General features: G+C 73.6%; 14 protein-coding genes. 4 read left to right on the top strand and 10 right to left on the bottom strand.

Annotated features, from left to right (window positions below; genetic code table 11):
* Position 1: 1 nt before the first annotated feature.
* From IEZ04_RS10790 to IEZ04_RS10775, 4 genes are read right to left on the bottom strand one after another with little or no spacing between them, the layout of a single operon-like run.
* Positions 2-943: an ABC transporter permease gene (locus IEZ04_RS10790; RefSeq protein ID WP_189216508.1), complete on the bottom strand. Its 942-nt coding sequence runs from the start codon at positions 941-943 to the stop codon at positions 2-4.
* A complete protein-coding gene (locus IEZ04_RS10785; protein WP_189216507.1) occupies positions 944-2488 on the bottom strand; it encodes an ABC transporter substrate-binding protein in 1545 nt (514 codons plus the stop codon).
* The gene (locus IEZ04_RS10780) at positions 2485-3669 is read right to left on the bottom strand and encodes a C45 family autoproteolytic acyltransferase/hydrolase (protein ID WP_189216506.1); all 1185 of its coding nucleotides are present in this window, start codon (positions 3667-3669) and stop codon (positions 2485-2487) included. The genes IEZ04_RS10785 and IEZ04_RS10780 overlap by 4 nt, the downstream gene beginning before the upstream one ends.
* Complete coding sequence (locus IEZ04_RS10775) at positions 3666-5600, bottom strand: FAD/NAD(P)-binding protein (RefSeq protein WP_189216505.1); 1935 nt, start codon at positions 5598-5600, stop codon at positions 3666-3668. Before IEZ04_RS10775 ends, IEZ04_RS10780 begins: the two co-directional genes overlap by 4 nt.
* A 308-nt stretch (positions 5601-5908) precedes the next feature.
* Between IEZ04_RS10775 and IEZ04_RS10770 the strand changes: the two genes are divergently transcribed.
* A complete protein-coding gene (locus tag IEZ04_RS10770; protein ID WP_189216504.1) occupies positions 5909-6796 on the top strand; it encodes a GntR family transcriptional regulator in 888 nt (295 codons plus the stop codon).
* A gap of 88 nt (positions 6797-6884) precedes the next feature.
* On the opposite strand, the gene IEZ04_RS10765 is transcribed toward IEZ04_RS10770, so the two are convergent.
* Positions 6885-7571 (bottom strand): DUF2848 domain-containing protein, encoded by a 687-nt coding sequence (locus IEZ04_RS10765; protein ID WP_189216503.1) that lies wholly within the window; start codon positions 7569-7571, stop codon positions 6885-6887.
* Between the two features lie 214 nt (positions 7572-7785).
* Between IEZ04_RS10765 and IEZ04_RS10760 the strand changes: the two genes are divergently transcribed.
* Complete coding sequence (locus tag IEZ04_RS10760; protein ID WP_189216502.1) at positions 7786-9144, top strand: MFS transporter; 1359 nt, start codon at positions 7786-7788, stop codon at positions 9142-9144.
* Positions 9145-9240: 96 nt separating this feature from the next.
* Positions 9241-10062 (top strand): carbon-nitrogen hydrolase family protein, encoded by an 822-nt coding sequence (locus IEZ04_RS10755; RefSeq protein WP_189216501.1) that lies wholly within the window; start codon positions 9241-9243, stop codon positions 10060-10062.
* A gap of 93 nt (positions 10063-10155) precedes the next feature.
* Here the strand turns inward: IEZ04_RS10755 and IEZ04_RS10750 are convergent, their stop codons facing one another.
* Genes IEZ04_RS10750 through IEZ04_RS10735 form a run of 4 tightly spaced genes read right to left on the bottom strand, consistent with a single transcriptional unit; the run spans position 10156 to position 14200 of the window.
* Positions 10156-11172: a 2,3-butanediol dehydrogenase gene (locus IEZ04_RS10750; RefSeq protein ID WP_268245664.1), complete on the bottom strand. Its 1017-nt coding sequence runs from the start codon at positions 11170-11172 to the stop codon at positions 10156-10158.
* Between the two features lie 31 nt (positions 11173-11203).
* The gene (locus IEZ04_RS10745; protein ID WP_189216659.1) at positions 11204-11830 is read right to left on the bottom strand and encodes a GntR family transcriptional regulator; all 627 of its coding nucleotides are present in this window, start codon (positions 11828-11830) and stop codon (positions 11204-11206) included.
* Positions 11831-11868: 38 nt separating this feature from the next.
* The gene (locus tag IEZ04_RS10740; protein ID WP_189216500.1) at positions 11869-12918 is read right to left on the bottom strand and encodes a Gfo/Idh/MocA family protein; all 1050 of its coding nucleotides are present in this window, start codon (positions 12916-12918) and stop codon (positions 11869-11871) included.
* A gap of 46 nt (positions 12919-12964) precedes the next feature.
* A complete protein-coding gene (locus IEZ04_RS10735; RefSeq protein WP_189216499.1) occupies positions 12965-14200 on the bottom strand; it encodes an aminotransferase class V-fold PLP-dependent enzyme in 1236 nt (411 codons plus the stop codon).
* Positions 14201-14258: 58 nt separating this feature from the next.
* Here IEZ04_RS10735 and IEZ04_RS10730 point away from each other — a divergent pair, with 58 nt between their 5' ends.
* Positions 14259-14588 carry a hypothetical protein gene (locus IEZ04_RS10730; protein ID WP_189216498.1) on the top strand — a complete coding sequence of 110 codons (330 nt, stop codon included), beginning with the start codon at positions 14259-14261 and terminating at the stop codon, positions 14586-14588.
* Positions 14589-14776: 188 nt separating this feature from the next.
* Here IEZ04_RS10730 and IEZ04_RS10725 read toward each other — a convergent pair whose 3' ends face one another.
* Positions 14777-15883 carry an alkene reductase gene (locus IEZ04_RS10725; RefSeq protein WP_189216497.1) on the bottom strand — a complete coding sequence of 369 codons (1107 nt, stop codon included), beginning with the start codon at positions 15881-15883 and terminating at the stop codon, positions 14777-14779.
* Between the last annotated feature and the right edge of the window lie 108 nt (positions 15884-15991).

The raw sequence follows: 15991 nt of genomic DNA, 5'->3' as shown, positions 1-15991 counted from the left end.
GTCAGTGCCCTCCGTTCGAGTGGCGGACCCGGGGGTCGAGCACCCCGTACAGCAGGTCGACGACGAGGTTGACCACGACGAAGGCGGTGATCAGGAAGGTGAGGTCGGCCAGCACCAGCGGGTAGTCCTCGTTCTGCAGGGCGGTGATGACCAGTTGGCCCACCCCCGGCCAGGAGAAGACGTTCTCCACGATGACGGTGCCGCCGAGCAGCGCCCCGGCCTCCAGGCCGAGGACCGTGACGGTGGGCAGCATCGAGCCGTGGGCGGCGTGCCGCAGCACCCGTCCCCGCCGCATGCCGAGGGCCAGCCCGGTGCGGGTGTACGGGCGGGCCAGCTCGCCGGTGAGGCTGTTGCGGAAGACCCGGGCGAGGGGCGGCACGACGCCGCAGGCGAGGGTGATCGCGGGCAGCACGAGGGCGCCCGCGCCGCTCGCGCCGGAGGTGGGCAGCCACTGCAACCGCACCCCGAAGATCCACACCAGCAGGACGCCGATGAAGAAGCCGGGCACGGACTGCGCGAGGAAGACCAGCCCCATGGGCCACTCACGGGCGGCCCCGGGGCGGCGGCCGCGCAGCACGCCCGCGCCGGACCAGAGCCCGACCGCGGCCGCGACGACGCAGGCCAGCACCAGAGCGGTGGCGGCGAGGGTGAGGGTGGCGGGCAGCCGGTCGGTGACGACGGTCAGCGCGGGCTGCTGGAAGGTGAGCGAGTCGGGGAACTGTCCGCGCAGCGCGTCACCGAAGAACGTGACGTACTGCTCGGCGAGCGGCCGGTCGTAACCGAGCGCCCGGCCGAGCGCGGCGATCTGCTCCTCGGAGGCACCGACCGGCGCCATCATCACCGCGGGGTTGCCGGAGGAGTGCAGCACCAGGAAGACGGCGCTGAGCGCCCCCCAGACGGCGACCAGGGTGAGCCCCAGCCGCCGGAGCACGAAGCGGAGCATCTAGTCGTTCCCCTTCCAGGACATCTCGGCCGGGCGCACCCAGTCGTCTGGCCGGGCCTGCCAGTCGAGGCCGTCCGAGGAGGCGGCGATGCCGGGCTGCGGGAAGAGGAAGAGGACGGGGGCCTGTGCGCGGGCGCGTTCGGCGGCGTCGGCGTACAGCGCGTCGCGCTCGTCCTGGTCGGTCTCGGTGCGGGCCCGGGTGACCGCGTCCGTGAACTCGGCGTCCTTCCAGTACGCGTACGGGCTGTCGGAGACGAACAGGTTGTACAGCCCGCCGGCGGCCAGGGTCGGCCACGCCTGCGTGATGTACTGCATGTCCGACATGTCCTGGTCGACGAGGTACTTCTGCATGTAGACGGTGAAGGGGACGCTGTTGATCCTCGCCCGCACGCCCACTTCGCTGAGCTGCTGGGTGACGGCCTGGGCGATGAGGTCGCCCGCGACGTACTGGCCGCTGGGCACGGTCAGCTCGACCCGCAGCGGATTCCCTGAGCCGTACCCGGCCTCGGCGAGGAGCTCCTCGGCCTTCTCCGGGTCGTACGGGTAGCCGCTGGTGTCGTCGGAGTATCCGGCGTAGTCGGAGGTGAGCAGCTGTCCGGGGCTCGGCGCGACGGTGCCGCCGAGGAGGCTGGTGGCGATGGACTCCTTGTCCACGGCGTAGTTCACCGCCCGCCGCACGCGGACGTCCTTCATCGGGCCCTTGAGGGTGTTGAGCTTGATGAACGCCATCCGTGTCGTGTCGGACTGTTGCACCTCCAGCGCCCGGTCGGTGCGCAGCCGTTCCAGGTCCTGCGGGTCGAGGCCGGCCACCACGTCCAGCTCGCCGGAGAGCAGCCCGGAGACGCGGGCGGCCTCGGAGGGCGTGATCCGGTAGGTGACGCGGTCGATGTCCGGGGCGGTGCCCCAGTAGTCGTCGCGGGCGCGCAGCTCCACGTTGCCGCCGGCCGCGTAGTCGGTGATCTCGTACGGTCCGGAGCCCATGGTGGCGGTCGCCGGGTCGTGGTCCTCGGTCCAGTCCGGGCTGAGCAGGTACAGGAAGGACAGCGCGCCGAGCAGGTCGGCGTCGGGTCCGTCGGTGACCAGGTCGACGGTGTGGTCGTCGACCTTCTCGGCCCGCAGGAGGGAGGCGAAGTTGGAGGTCATCCGCAGCCCGTTGTCCTGGTCGGTGAGCCGTTCGACGTTCCACACGACGACGTCGGCGTCGAGCGGGGTGCCGTCCGCGAACGCGGCCTTCTCGTTCAGGCGGAACCGCCAGCGGTCGGGCTCCACCCGGTCCCAGGACGTCGCCGCGTCCGGGCCGATGGTGAGGTCCGGGCGGCGGGTGACCAGCGAGGAGTACACGGAGGACAGCACCGACAGGTCGGAGCCGACCGAGGTGGTGTTCATCGGGTCGAGGGTGTTCACGGCCGCGGACAGCCCGATGACCACCGAGGAGTCGGTGGCGCGGGTGGCGGCGGTACCGGTGCCCACGCACCCGGAGAGGGTGGCGGCCAGCGCGAGGCCCGCGCCCAGGCCGAGGAAGCCCCTGCGGGTCGGAGATCTCACCGGTCACCTCCGGCGTCCGTGCCCGCGGCGTCGAAGACCGTGCGGTCGGAGGCGCACGGGTTGCCGAGGGTGACGTAGAACGCGCCGTCGGGGAGCACGGCGACCGACGCGTACGTGGTCTGCGAGCCCTGGCCGCCGTCGGTCCGGTGGCGGCAGAGGGAGTCCTGCGGGTAGCCGTCGTGGTCGGCGAGGAGTCCGGCCAGCTCGCCCGGCGTCATCGGTCCGGCGGCGGCCAGGGCCCGTCCGGCGACCGTGCTGCGGTGGTAGGAGGAGGGGTTCTCCCGCGGGCTGGGAGCGAGCGGTGCGGTGGCCGGGCAGACGTAGTGGTTGGTCAGCACGTGGTGGTCGGCGGAGTCCCGCACGACGACGTCGCCCGCCGTGGCCTCCAGGGCGAGCTGCCGGCCCGCCCGGTCGGCCAGGGCGATGTTCAGGCCGGACAGCCGGGGCTGGTCGCGCAGCGCGGCGGCGAAGTCGTCGGCGGTGGCCGAGCGGCGCAGCAGGTCGTGGGAGTTGACGAGGATCCAGCCGGTGGCGGACGCCCGCCAGTCGACGCCGGTGCGCACGCTCCACACACCGGAGGTGGACATGGCGAGACCGGCGTCGTTCAGGCCGCTGCCGGGCCACAGCACGCTGCCCGCGACGGTCACCTCCACCAGCCGGCGCCCGTCGGGGTACTGGCGGCGCAGCACGACGTGCTCGGCGAAGTGGCCCGCCATGTCGCGGGTCTTGGCGAGCAGGGTGCGGCCCCGGTCGGCGCGGTCGCCGCCGACGATCAGCTGGCTGCACTCCTGCGGCACCCAGCGCAGCACCATGTGCGCGGGCAGGTTCAGGGCGAGCACGTCGCGCAGCGGGAGCCCGGCGCCCTCGGCGATGCCCTCCAGTTCCGCGTACTGCTCGGGGTCGTGGGCGCGCACGAAGCCCGCGTTGGCGTCCAGGCACTCCTCGTAGCGGTCGCGGGAGGGTTGGCCGGTGCACAGCTCGGTGACGTCACGGCGTACGGCGGCGATGTTGGCGGCGATCAGGTCGCGGGCGGCGCGCCCGTGCGCAACTCCCTGCTCGGCGGCGGTGCCGCTCACATCGAGGAAGGCGGGGTGCTCGGCGGTGGTGGCCGACGCCGCCGCGAGGCCCCACTCCAGCCAGCGGCCGGTGCGGGTGTCCGGGGCGAGGTCCAGCGTGGTCACGGGGTGGGCTCCTGGGCTGTACGGGGGTGTGCGGCGAGGTGGGCGAGCACTTCGGCGGCGACCCGGTCGGTCTCGTGGAAGAAGGCGGCGTCCGTTCCGGGACGCGCGCCGATGGCGGTGGTCCAGCGGACCCCTTCGAGGGGGACGCCGACGGCGAAGAGGGCGGGGTGGACGGGTTCGAGTCCTCCCGGACACTCCGCTTGCGGTCCGTCCGGGGCCGAGGACGCCCCCGTTCCCGCGTACACGCGGCCGTCGCGGGTCCGTACGTCGAGGGCTCCGGTGGGCAGCGGCGTGCCGCCGGGCCGTTCCGAGGGCAGCAGGTGGGGGCGGGCCACCCCGTCGGCGATCAGCCTGCGGACGAGGCCGCCGCCCGGACCGGCCACGTCGACCGGCGGCATCCAGGCGTCGATCACCGTGTCGGGCCGCACGGTCGGTCCCTCATCGCCTTCACCCCTCCCGTCGACCAGGTCGGCCCTCCAGCCGCCGTGGCCGTCCGGGCCGGCCGGGCCGAGCAGCCGCACCACGCCGGCCGCCACCAGGGCGCGCAGCTCGCGGACACGGCGGGCGGGCGGGCCCGCGGAGAGGAAGTTGGCGAAGCCGTTGAGGTGGCCGAGGATGTCGCGGCGGTACGACTCGCCGGTCAGCCGGCCCGCCGTGACCAGCCGGATCAGGGCCGGGCGCGCCTGGCGGGCGGCGACCGCGAGGGCGGCGGCCGGGGGCAGCGCCGGGTCGGTGGCGGCGGCCAGGTCGGCGTCCAGGTGGGCGGCGAACCACTCCTGCAGCGCGGCGGAGTCCGGGAACCGGCGGCCGCGCAGCGGGGACGCGACCGCCTCCGGGTCGAAGCGCCACCGCTCGGGGGCGGCCCGGCGTATCTCCGGCAGCCGTTCGGCGGTCAGCGGTACGGGGACGTCCGCGGCGTCCGGGCCGAGTTCCGCGCGGTGCAGCGCCAGCACCCGGTCGTACCAGGCCAGTTCGAGGTCGGCCAGGTACAGCGGCAGCACGTCCCGGCGGAAGTCGAGACGCTCGCGGGCCGCCAGCTCCGCGACCCGTTCCGGGGTCAGGTGGGCGACGGGGACGCGGACGCCGAGGGTGTCGACCCGGGAGCGGTAGGGCACGCCGCGGCGGGTGGTGATCCAGATGCGGGGCTCGCGGCCGCTGGGCTCGTACCCCCGCTCACCGAACCGGCCGCCGCGTCCGGCCGTCAGCAGCTCCAGGACGTCGTAGGCGTTGAGCCCGCCGCCACGCAGCAGCACCTCGGAGCCGGGGGCTATCTCCTCCAGCGGGTAGTCGCCGGGGTGGCCGCCGGGCAGCAGGCGGGGGCCGGCCGCCGGGCGCGGTCCGGGGCCGGGCGCGTCCAGGTGGCCGGTGGCCAGGACCACGGCACGGGTGGTGAGCCGGCGGCCGGAGGCCAGCTCGACGCCGTGGCCGTCGGGTCCGGCGGGGACGACGCGCTGCACCGAGTCCGTCAGCACCTCGACGCGCAGTCCCTTGCGGTCGGCCTCGGCGCGGACGGTCGCCAGGGCGTCGGCGAGATAGAAGCCGTAGACGCGGCGCGGCGCGTAATCGCGGTCGGTGGAGTTCCGCGCGAAGTCCCGTACGGCGGTGTCGTGATGACCTTCGACCGCGATATGGCGCAGCCATTCCAGGAATGTGGGGCCGGTGCCGACCGGGGAATCCAGCCGCACCGATCCATCGGGGAAGACGGTGTTGTCGGCGTTCATCGTGTTCATCAGCAGACCGGCGGGCTGGTCCGGCCGCCAGACCTTTCCGCCACCGCCCGGCACCGGCTCGACCAGCACGATCGGCGGGAACGACGTCGCGTCCGCGGGGGTTCGCGTGACGACGCGGTCCAGTACGGATATGCCGCGGGGCCCGCCTCCGACGATGACCAGACCGGTATCGCCGGAGGCTTCGGGCGTGGAATGCGGCATGACGGTCATCACAATCTGCGGGGCTTTGCCGGCCGGGGGCGGGAAGCAAAAGTGCCTGTTGCGGCGATCTTCTGTCAAACACTTCCTTTGACCGTCTCAAATATCGGCTTTGATTTACGGCGCCGAGTACGCCGCCGTCCGCCACAAGCTGTTGCAACAACTCGGGGCGCGGTCGGGAACAGCCCGCGCACTCCTGGAGTTGGGGCGGTTGCGACTGTGTTGCGCCTGTTGCAGCAGGTACGGAGTGTGCGCTTCGCCACATTCCGCCCCGCAGGCCCGCCCACCCGTACCGAGGAGAACCGCCCGTCATGTCCGAGACCCCCGCCTACCTCCGCGTCGCACAGGACCTGCGCCGACGGATCACCGAAGGGGCCGACGGGGATCTGCCGCCCGGTTCCCGGCTGCCGTCCCGGGCGCGGCTGGCCAAGGAGTACGGGGTCGGGCCCAATGTGGTGATCGCGGCCATGCGGCTGCTGACGGCGGAGGGGCTGGTGCACGGCCGGGCGGGCAGCGGGATCTACGTCCGGCGGCCCGCCGAGCTGCGCCCGATGATCCGTTCCTGGCACGCCGGGCGGCTCGGCGGCACGCTGCTCGTGCCGGACGAGTCCGGCGAGAGCGCGGGCTCCCGCCGCAACTGCTCCTCCGGCACCGTGCCCGCCCCGGAGGACATCGCGGAACGGCTCGGCGTGACTCCGGGCGACCCGGTGATGCGCAGCGAGTACGTCTTCTACAGCGGGCCGGAGCGCCGCACGGTCTCCACCAGCTGGGAGCCGCTGAGCCTGACCGGCGGCACCCCGGTGGTGCTGCCGGAGGCGGGGCCGATGGCGGGGATGGGGGTGGTGGCCCGCATGGCGCACATCGGCGTGACGGTCGACCGCGCGACGGAGGCGGTGACGGCGCGTGCGGTGGCGCCCGAGGAGGCGGCCGCCCTGGGCGTGCCGGCCGGCAGCCCGGTGCAGGCGCTGCAACGCACGTACTACGCCGGGGACCTCCCGGTGGAGACGGCGGACCTGGTCCTCCCGGCGGGCCGCTTCCAGCTGGTGTACGAGTTCCCGGTGGGCCCTGCGAGTCCGATGGGCCCAGCGAGTCCGGTGGGCGCTGCAAAGTCCGGTGGGCCCCATGAGTCCGGTGGGCACTGTGAGTCGGGCGGAGCCGGTGAGCCCGACGGCCACGGTGAGTCCGACGGCCCCGGGTAGTTCTGTGGCGGGCGGCGGCGCCCGAGGCCGGGCCGCGCGGCGCGGGCGCCCCGCGCGGCCCGGGCTTCCGACGGGCACGCTCAGCCGGTCAGCCGATCGGCTCCGGCATCGGGACCACCTCGTACGCGAGGTCGATCGTGTTGCCCGTGGCCGGGTCGGCCAGTTCGACGCGCCAGCCGTCGGCGAACTGGTCCACCCCGCCGTGCATCGGGATGGTCCCGGAGATCAGCACGGTGCCCGGCTCCAGTTCGCCCCGCTCGCGCAGCACCTCGGCCCAGTAGGCGGGGGTCAGCAGCTCGGCCAGGGTGCCGTTCTGGATCTCGCTCTCCACTCCTCCGTGGCTGACCCAGGCCCGCAGCGTCAGCTCGTCGAGCCGGTCCTGCACGTCGTCCAGCCGCCACGCGCGCCGGGCCAGCACGTCCGGGCCGGCGTTCTTGCTCCAGGCCACCCCGTGCACCTCCAGCTCACGGTCGGTGTGGTCGCAGGCGGCCGTCAGCAGCAGCTCCCCGCCGTCCGCGACCACCAGACCCCACTCCGCCTCCCCGGAGGTGCGCCCGTGCTGCGCGGCGACCGTGCCGGTCTGCTGGGCCAGGTAGGGCGAGACGGGGTAGAGGGCCGGCGTGACGGAGGGTGCGGGCACGCCCAGCTCCGCCAGCTCGCGGACGTGCGCGGCCACGTCGTCCTGGCTGCGTCCGGCGTAACCGGCGTTGAGCAGCCGCCGCACCTCGACGTCGCGGGTGGTGCCGTCGGGCAGTTCGAAGGTCAGCACGGCCATGGGTGTCTCCAAACGTGGAACAACGTGGAACAACGTGAACGTCGAACGGGTGGCGCGGCCCCACGGCGGCCCGGCACGGCCGACGGGCCGGTAAGGGGGTTTCGGGTGGGTTAATTTCCGTCGTGGGGCTTGCGCATACGACCTGTATACAAGAAGTATGCCGAAAGGTCGATGGTCACAAGGCCGACGTTCAACCGACGCAAGGACGGCACGCATGCACGACACCAAGCCGGGCGGCCCGGCCCCGTCCCTCCCCGAGCGGTCCGGGATCCGCCGGGCCTTCTTCGCCAGCCTCACCGGCACCGCCCTGGAGTGGTACGACTTCGCCGTCTACTCCGCGGCCGCGGCGCTGGTCTTCGGCGATCTGTTCTTCCCCTCCGAGGACCCCCTCACCGGCACCCTCCTGGCGTTCTCCACCTACGCGGTCGGCTATGTCTCCCGGCCGCTGGGCGGTCTGGTCTTCGGCCGCCTCGGCGATGTCATCGGCCGTAAGAAGGTGCTCATCGCGACGCTGGTGCTGATCGGTTTCGCCACCTTCCTGATCGGCATCCTGCCCACCTACGACTCGATCGGCGTGGCCGCGCCGATCATCCTGGTGCTGCTGCGCTTCGCGCAGGGCGTCGGGGTCGGCGGTGAGTGGGGCGGGGCCGTGCTGCTCTCCAGCGAGTTCGGCGACCCGCGCAAACGCGGTTTCTACGCCTCGGCCGCCCAGATCGGGCCGCCCGCCGGCAACCTCATGGCCAACGGCGTGCTGGCGGCGCTCGGCGCGCTGCTGACCGAGGACCAGTTCCTCGACTGGGGCTGGCGCGTGGCGTTCCTGCTGTCCGCCGCGCTGGTGGGCTTCGGACTGTGGATCAGGGCGAAGCTGGAGGAGACGCCGGTCTTCCAGGCGATGGAGGCCGAGCAGTCCCGGCCGAAGGCGCCGGTGCGCGAGGTGTTCACCACCCAGCCGCGGGCGCTGACCGCCGCCATCCTCAGCCGGGTCGCCCCCGACGTGCTGTACGCGATGTTCACCGTCTTCGTGCTCACCTACGCCACCGACGAACTGGGCATGTCCCGCGGGTCCGCGCTGGCGGCCGTGCTGATCGGCTCCTCGCTCCAGGTGGTGCTGATCCCGCTGGCCGGCGCGCTGACCGACCGGGTCAACCGGCGGCTGGTCTACGGCGTCTCGGCCGTCGCGGCGGGCGTCTGGCCGTTCGTGTTCTTCGTCATGGTGGACGGCGGCTCCTGGCCGCTGCTGGCGCTGGGCGTCGTGGTGGCCCTCGTGCTGCACTCCCTGATGTACGGTCCCCAGGCGGCCTTCATCGCCGAGCAGTTCTCGCCCCGGCTGCGGTACACCGGCTCCTCGCTGGCGTACACCCTGGCCGGAGTGATCGGCGGTGCGGTGGCGCCGCTGCTGTTCACCGCGCTGCTCAGTGCCTACGACAGCTGGGTGCCGCTGGCCCTGTACATCGCGGTCACGGCCGTGGTCACGGTCGCGGGTCTGGCCCTGGGCCGGGACGCCGACCAGGCGGAGGACGAGGACACGCGTCTGGTGAACGAGGCCCGGCAGCACGCGCCCACCGCACCGTGAAGCCGACCGCACAGTGAAGCCGACCGCACAGTGAAGCCGACCGCACCGTGAAGCCGACCGCACCGTGAAGCCGATACGACGAAGGGACACCGCACCATGCGCATCGCGCTGAGCCAGCTCACCACCGGCACCGACCCGGCGAAGAACCTCGCGCTCATCGAGGAGGAGACACGGCGGGCCGCCGAGGCCGGCGCCCGGCTCGTCGTCTTCCCCGAGGCCGCGATGGTGTGCTTCGGCACCTCGCTGAAGCCGGTCGCCGAGCCGCTGGACGGCCCGTGGGCCGGGGAGCTGCGGAGGATCGCGGCCGACGCGGGCGTCGTCGTGGTGGCGGGCATGTTCACGCCCGCGCCGGACGGCCGGGTCACCAACACCCTGCTGGCGACCGGCCCCGGCGTCGAGGCGTCGTACGACAAGATCCACCTGTACGACGCCTTCGGCTTCGCCGAGTCCGACACCGTGGCCCCGGGCGAGCGCGTGGTCACCGTCGACGTCGACGGCGTCCGGTTCGGCCTGGCCACCTGCTACGACGTCCGCTTCCCCGAGCTGTTCCGGGCGCACGCCGACGCGGGCGCCGCGGTGACCCTGCTGCCCGCCTCCTGGGGCGCCGGTCCCGGCAAGCGGGAGCAGTGGGAGCTGCTGGTACGGGCCCGCGCGCTGGACGCCACGCTGTGGGTGGCGGCCGTGGACCAGGCCGACCCGGAGGCGAGCGGTGTCGCCGTACCGCCGAAGGCCCCCACCGGCATCGGGTACAGCCTGGTCGCGGGCCCGGACGGCAGCGTGCGGCAGAGCGCGGGCGCCGGGCCGGAACTGCTGCTCGCGGACGTGGACGTGGAGGAGGTCACGGCGGTGCGGGAGAAGATCTCCGTGCTGGCCAACCGCCGGCTGGAGGGCGGCGCGGTGCGCCGACGGACGGCATGACGCCATGACGGCACGGAGCGGCGGACCGGGCGTGCCCGGTCCGCCGCTCCGTCACGAGGTTCCCCGCGGAGCGCCGAGCAGAAAGTCAGCCCATCAGGGGTGCACGGGGATCTTCACGTGGTCCTGGTTGTGGTTGATGAGCTGGCCGAAGCCGCCCTCGACCGGGTCGTCCAGGGGGATGCGGCCCGTGATGAACGGCTCCAGGTCGATCCTGCCCTGCTGCACGAGCTCGATCGTCGCCTTGTGGTCGTTGGCGTAGGAGATGGTGCAGCGCAGGTCGATCTCCTTCATGACGAGCTTGTGCATGTCGACCGACGGGCGGTGGCCCCAGACGGAGACGTTGACCACGACGGCGGACGGGCGCACCGCGTCCAGCAGGGTGTCCAGCACGGCGTCGACGCCGGAGCACCCGAAACCGACGTCCGCGCCCCGGCCGCCGGTGAGCTCCCGGACCTTCTCGGCCACGTCCACCTCGCTCGGGTCGAGCACGTGGTCGGCGACGCCCGTGGCGGGCGCCTTGTCCTTCCGGGCCTGGCTGAGCTCGGAGATGACGACCGTCGGCCCCTCCGCCTTGCAGATCGCGGCGGTCAGCAGCCCGATGGGCCCGGCGTCGCCCACGAGCGCCACGTCACCGGACTCGGCGTCGCTGGGCGTGAACGCGTGGTGGGCGACGGACAGCGGCTCGATCAGCGGTGCCTGGTCCAGCGGGATGTCGCCGACCGGGTGCACCCACCGGCGCTCGGCGACGATGCGCTCGGCGAGACCGCCGCCGCGCCCGCCGAGGCCGATGAAGTTCATGTCCGGTGACAGCTGGTGGCTCACGCCGGGCTTCGCCTCGACGTCGTCGCCGATGATGTAGGGCTCGACCACGACCCGCTCGCCGACCTCGGGCCCGGTGACGCCCTTCCCCAGCGCCGCCACGGTGCCGGAGAACTCGTGCCCGAGGGTGACGGGCGCCTCCTCACCGGAGATCGGGTGGGGGTGCCCGGCCGGCGGGACGAAGATGGGCCCGTCCATGTACTCGTGCAGGTCGGTGCCGAGGATCCCGCACCAGGCCACGTCGATCAGGACCGTGCCGGGCTTCAGCCCCGGCTCCGGGGCGTCCTCGATCCGGATGTCCTTCTTGTCGTAGTACCCGGGCTCACCCGGCGAGCAGCACCTTCAGAGTGGACTCCAGATGCCCGTCGATCGCGGCGCACGCCGCGCGCGCGTCCCCCGCGGCGAGGGCGTCGAGGATCGCCCGGTGCTCGGCGAGGACCGCGTCCTGCCGGCCCTGCGCGTTGAACAGCGCGACCTGGCCCGCCCGCACCTGGCGGCTGCGCAGCCCTTCGTAGTGCCGGCCGAGCAGGGTGTTGCCCGCCGCCGCGACCAGCGTCATGTGGAACTGCTGGTCCACGGCGATGAACTCCCTGGCCTGCTCCGGCCCGCTCAGGCCGCGCTGCCGCTCCAGCAGTTCGCCCAGTTCGCGCACGGGGCAGCTGTCGTTCTCGATGACGCGTTGCGCCGCGTACCGCTCGACGATGCCGCGCAGCTCCATCAGCTCGGCGATCTCACGGCCGGACAGCGGTGCGACGCGGGCACCGCGTTTGGGCACCAGCTGGACGAGGTCCTCGGCGGCGAGCAGCAGCAGCGCTTCCCTGATCGGGGTGCGGGAGACGCCGATCCGGTCGGCGATCTCCTGCTCGGACAGGAACTCCCCCTGCATGGCGGGGTCCGTCAGCACGGTCTCCTTGAGGTACGCGTACGCCTTCTCCCGACCGGACTGCACCACTGCCCCCTGGATCGCATACAACTCGTATACAGAAGCTACCAGACGTCGGGCACCGGCACCGGGCGGGAACCGTCTCCCAGCGACTCGGCACCGGCCACGCCCACCAGGGAGGCGGCCACGGCGGGCCGTACGGGGACGAGCGGCGGCCGCCCGCGCTCGACGGTGTCCCGGAAGGCGAGGAGCACCCGTACGGTGCCCTCCGCCCTGCGGTCCACGGGCTCACCGGCGAGGGAGAACGGGGGCGGGACGCGTTCCTCCTCCCGGGTGCGGCCGTCCGGAGCGGCCCACCCCTCCGTGCGGACCCGGACCGACCAGGCCCGGTCGCCCAAGGCACGGACGGACTCGGCCAGTGCCCGGGTGCCGCGTACGGAGATCCAGCTCCAGTGGCTGTCGGGTTCGCCCTGGAGGAAGCCGTGCCGGGTGAGGGCCAGCGCGCCCGAGGACAGCCGTGTCGCCATCACGACCGCGGTGGGCCGCTCCGCGTCGTCGGCGCGGAACGCCGTCACCTCCACGGGGCGGGCGTCCGTGAGCGCCAGCACCGGCGAGAGGGTGTGGGTGCAGTACGCCGTCGGGGAGATGCGCCCGCGCCAGTGGGCGGGGTCGCCGACGAGTCCCGTGACCTGCCGCGGGGACATGGCGTGCAGGTAGTCGGCCTCGATCAGGGTGATCCGGCCCAGTTCACCGGCGTCGACCGCCGCACGGACCAGGCGGACGTGCGGATGCGTCACGTAGTTCTCGGCGAAGGAGTAGGTCGCGCTCGACCGGTCCGCCGCCGCGACCAGCCGGCGCCCCTCCTCCGCGGACACGCACGCCGCGCACTCGGACAGCACGTGCACCCCGTGCTCCAGGAAGGCGATGGCGAGCGGCGCGTGCTCGTCGAAGTCGTTGGCCAGCACCACCCCGTCGAGGCGGTGCTCCAGCAGCTCCTCCCACCGTTCCACCGGCGCCGCCCCGGGCAGTTCGGCCCGCGCCGCCGCCCGGCGTTCCGGGTCGCGGTCGCAGACCGCCACGACGTCCATGCCCACCCTGCGGCACCACACCGCCAGGTGGAGCCCCATCCCGAGACCCACCACACCCACGCGCACGGGTCCATCCTGTCGCGCTGCCCGTGCCCGGCGGCAACCGCTTTTTCTACCGGGTACGTCCGGCCCGCGCCCACTCGCGGACGACGGGGACGCACACCTCGGCGAAGTGCTCGAAGTCGGCGGGCGTGTTGTAGACGTGTGCGGACAGCCGCAGGTAGCCGACGCCGCCGAAACTGGTGAAGGCCACCTCCGCGCCCAGCTCCCCGGGCGCGCGGTCCCGCAGCGCGTCGGCCTCGATCCGGGTGGTGGCCAGGCCGTCCGGCAGCCGTACCAGCCGCATCCCGGGGACCGGCATGCCCACGTCGACGGGGCCGGCGTAGCCGGTGCCGGTGCCCTCGGCGAACGCGGCGCCGACGACGCGCTCGGCGTAGCCGGCCAGTTCGTCCATGTAGGTGCGGGCGGTGTCCCAGCCCCAGGTGCCGCCGATGAGGCCGAGCGCCGTGGGCGTGGCCAGGAAGCTCGTGGAGTCCAGCGTGCCCTGCTGGTCGAAGCGGTCCGGGAACGGGTCGGCGGCGCCCCAGGAGTCGATGAGCGGGTACAGCCGCTCGCGCAGCGGCCCCCGGGCGACCAGTGCCGCCGTACCCCGTGGCGCGCACCCCCACTTGTGGAGGTTGCCGACCCAGAAGTCGCAGTCCACGCCGTCGAGCGGGGCGGCGATCAGACCGGGGGCGTGCGCGCCGTCCACGAGCAGCGGGATCCCGCGCCGTCGCGCCTCCGCCGCGATCCTCGCGACCGGCATGCGGCGGGCCGTGGCCGAGGTGATGTGGTCGAGGACGACGAGCCCGGTCGCGTCGCCGAACTCGGCGGCCACGGCCTCGTACGCCTGTTCCTCGTCCGCGTCGAGCGGCACGCGGGCGGTCCGCACCCGGCCGCCCCAGCGGCGGGCCAGCCGTTCGGCTCCCATGGTCACGGCCCCGTAGCCGTGGTCGGTGACGACGATCTCGCCGCCGGGGCGGTGGCCGAGGGAGGCGTACACGGTGCTGGCGCCGGCGCTCGCGTTCGGCACGAGCGCCAGGTCGTCGGGAGCGACGCGGAGGAAGGCGGCGATGTCCGTACGGGCGGCGGCGATCCGCCGCGGCAGCTCGGGGAACCACACGACCGGGGCGCGGTCCATCTCCGCCCGCAGTACGTTCTGCCGTTCCTGCGCCACGACGGGGACCGCGCCGAACGAGCCGTGGTTGAGATGGCGCAGGGCGGGATCCAGGGACCATGCCTTCGCGGCGGGCCGGCCGTCGGCCAGCAGCAGGGGTCCGGGCGCGGTGACGACCTCGGTCTCGCTCACTTGACTCCACATCCGCCGGCTGCCGAACAGGGCTTCGAGCATCCTGGCAGTCGCCCTGGTGACGATCAAGGGAGGCGGGCGCCCGCGCACCGCGCCGGGAGAGCCGGCGCCGGGCGTGGTCGAGCGCGGCGCGCAGCCGGTCGGTCTCCTCGGCGGTCAGGCCGCCGGTCGTCCTGAGCCCCGCCTCGCGCGCGGGCTGCGCGTAGTCGGCAAGGAGCCGGTGACCGGGGCCGGCCAGCGCGATGAGGAGTTCGCGCCGGTCGGCCGGGCCGGGGTGCCGGACGACGTGACCGCGGCCTTCGAGGACGCGGACCACGCCGGCCAGGGACTGGGCGGTGACGAAGGAGTCGCGACCCGTCACGACTCGGCCGCCGTCGCCGCCCCGTAGTCGTACGCCTCGCCGGGCGACCGTACGGCGCACGGCGACACGCCGTTCGAGCAGGCCACCGAGGCGCGCACGCCGGCGGAGGCCGCCGCCGCGGAGCGGAGTCCCCCGGGCGGTGACCGGCCGCCCGGGTCCGGACACGACGGCGGGGGCGGCCCCACGGTGTGGGACCGCCCCCGCCGTCGTCCGCGTCAGCTCGCCCGGAGGGCCGGGTAGTCGGTGTAGCCCTCGGCGCCCGGCGCGTAGAACAGCTCCGGACGCGGCTCGTTCTCCGGGTGCTCGCCCTGCCAGCGCTCGACCAGGTCGGGGTTGGCGATGACCGCGCGGCCCACGGCCACGGCGTCGGCGTGGGCGGCCTCGATCAGCTGCACCGCCTCCGCGCGGGTGGTCGGCGAGGAGAAGCCGCTGTTGGCGATCAGCTTGCCGCCGAACCGCCGGCGCAGTTCCTGGACCAGGTCGCCGGCCGGCTCCTTGTGCAGCACGGAGAGGTACGCCAGACCCAGCGGGCGCAGCTCGTCCATCAGGTGACCGTACGTGGCGAGGACGTCGTCCCGGTCGGTCTCGAGGGCGTCCTGGATGTTGTGCTCCGGGGAGATCCGCAGCCCGACCCGTCCGGCGCCGACGGCCTCGGCCACCGCGGTCACGACCTCGACGGCGAAGCGGGCGCGGCTCTCCGGGGAGCCGCCGTACTCGTCGGTCCGCCGGTTGGACGCCGGGGAGAGGAACTCGTGGAGCAGGTAGCCGTTGGCGCCGTGGATCTCCACGCCGTCCAGCCCGGCCTCCTCGACCGCCCGGCGGCAGGCGGTGACGAAGTCGTCGCGGACCGCGCGCGCCTCCTCGACGGTCAGCGCGTGCGGCACCGGGTAGGGCTGCTTGCCCTTCTCCGTGTGGCCCTCGCCGTCGATCGCGATCGCGCTGGGCGCGACGACGCGCCGGCCGCCGTTGACGTCGGGGTGGGTGACCCGGCCGCCGTGCATGACCTGCATCACGATGCGTCCGCCGCGGGCGTGCACCGCCTCGGCGACCCGGCGCCAGCCGGCCACCTGCTCGTCGGTGACGATGCCCGGCTGCCCCACGAATGCCTGCGACTCGTGGTTCGGGTAGACGCCCTCGGTGATGATCAGACCGACGCTCGCCCGCTGCCCGTAGTGTTCGGCCACCAGCTCGCCGGGGACGCCGGAGGAGCCGGAGCGCATACGGGTCAGGGGGGCCATGACGACGCGGTTGGCGAGCTCGATGTCCCCGAGGGTCACCGGCGTGAAGAGGGAGGTGCCGGAGGGAACCGATGAAGCAGTCACAGGAAGCTTTCCTCACGAAAACGCAAAAGTACGGATAACGGGATAAGCAACACCCCCGTCCTGTCACTTTAATCCATGTACGCATCTCCGCGAACATAGGGTCCCGGG

Origin of the sequence: Streptomyces ruber (assembly GCF_014648075.1) — a bacterium.
Classification (GTDB): domain Bacteria; phylum Actinomycetota; class Actinomycetes; order Streptomycetales; family Streptomycetaceae; genus Streptomyces; species Streptomyces ruber.
Note: the sequence above shows the minus strand (reverse complement) of the source record. Positions and strands in the feature narration are given on the sequence as shown.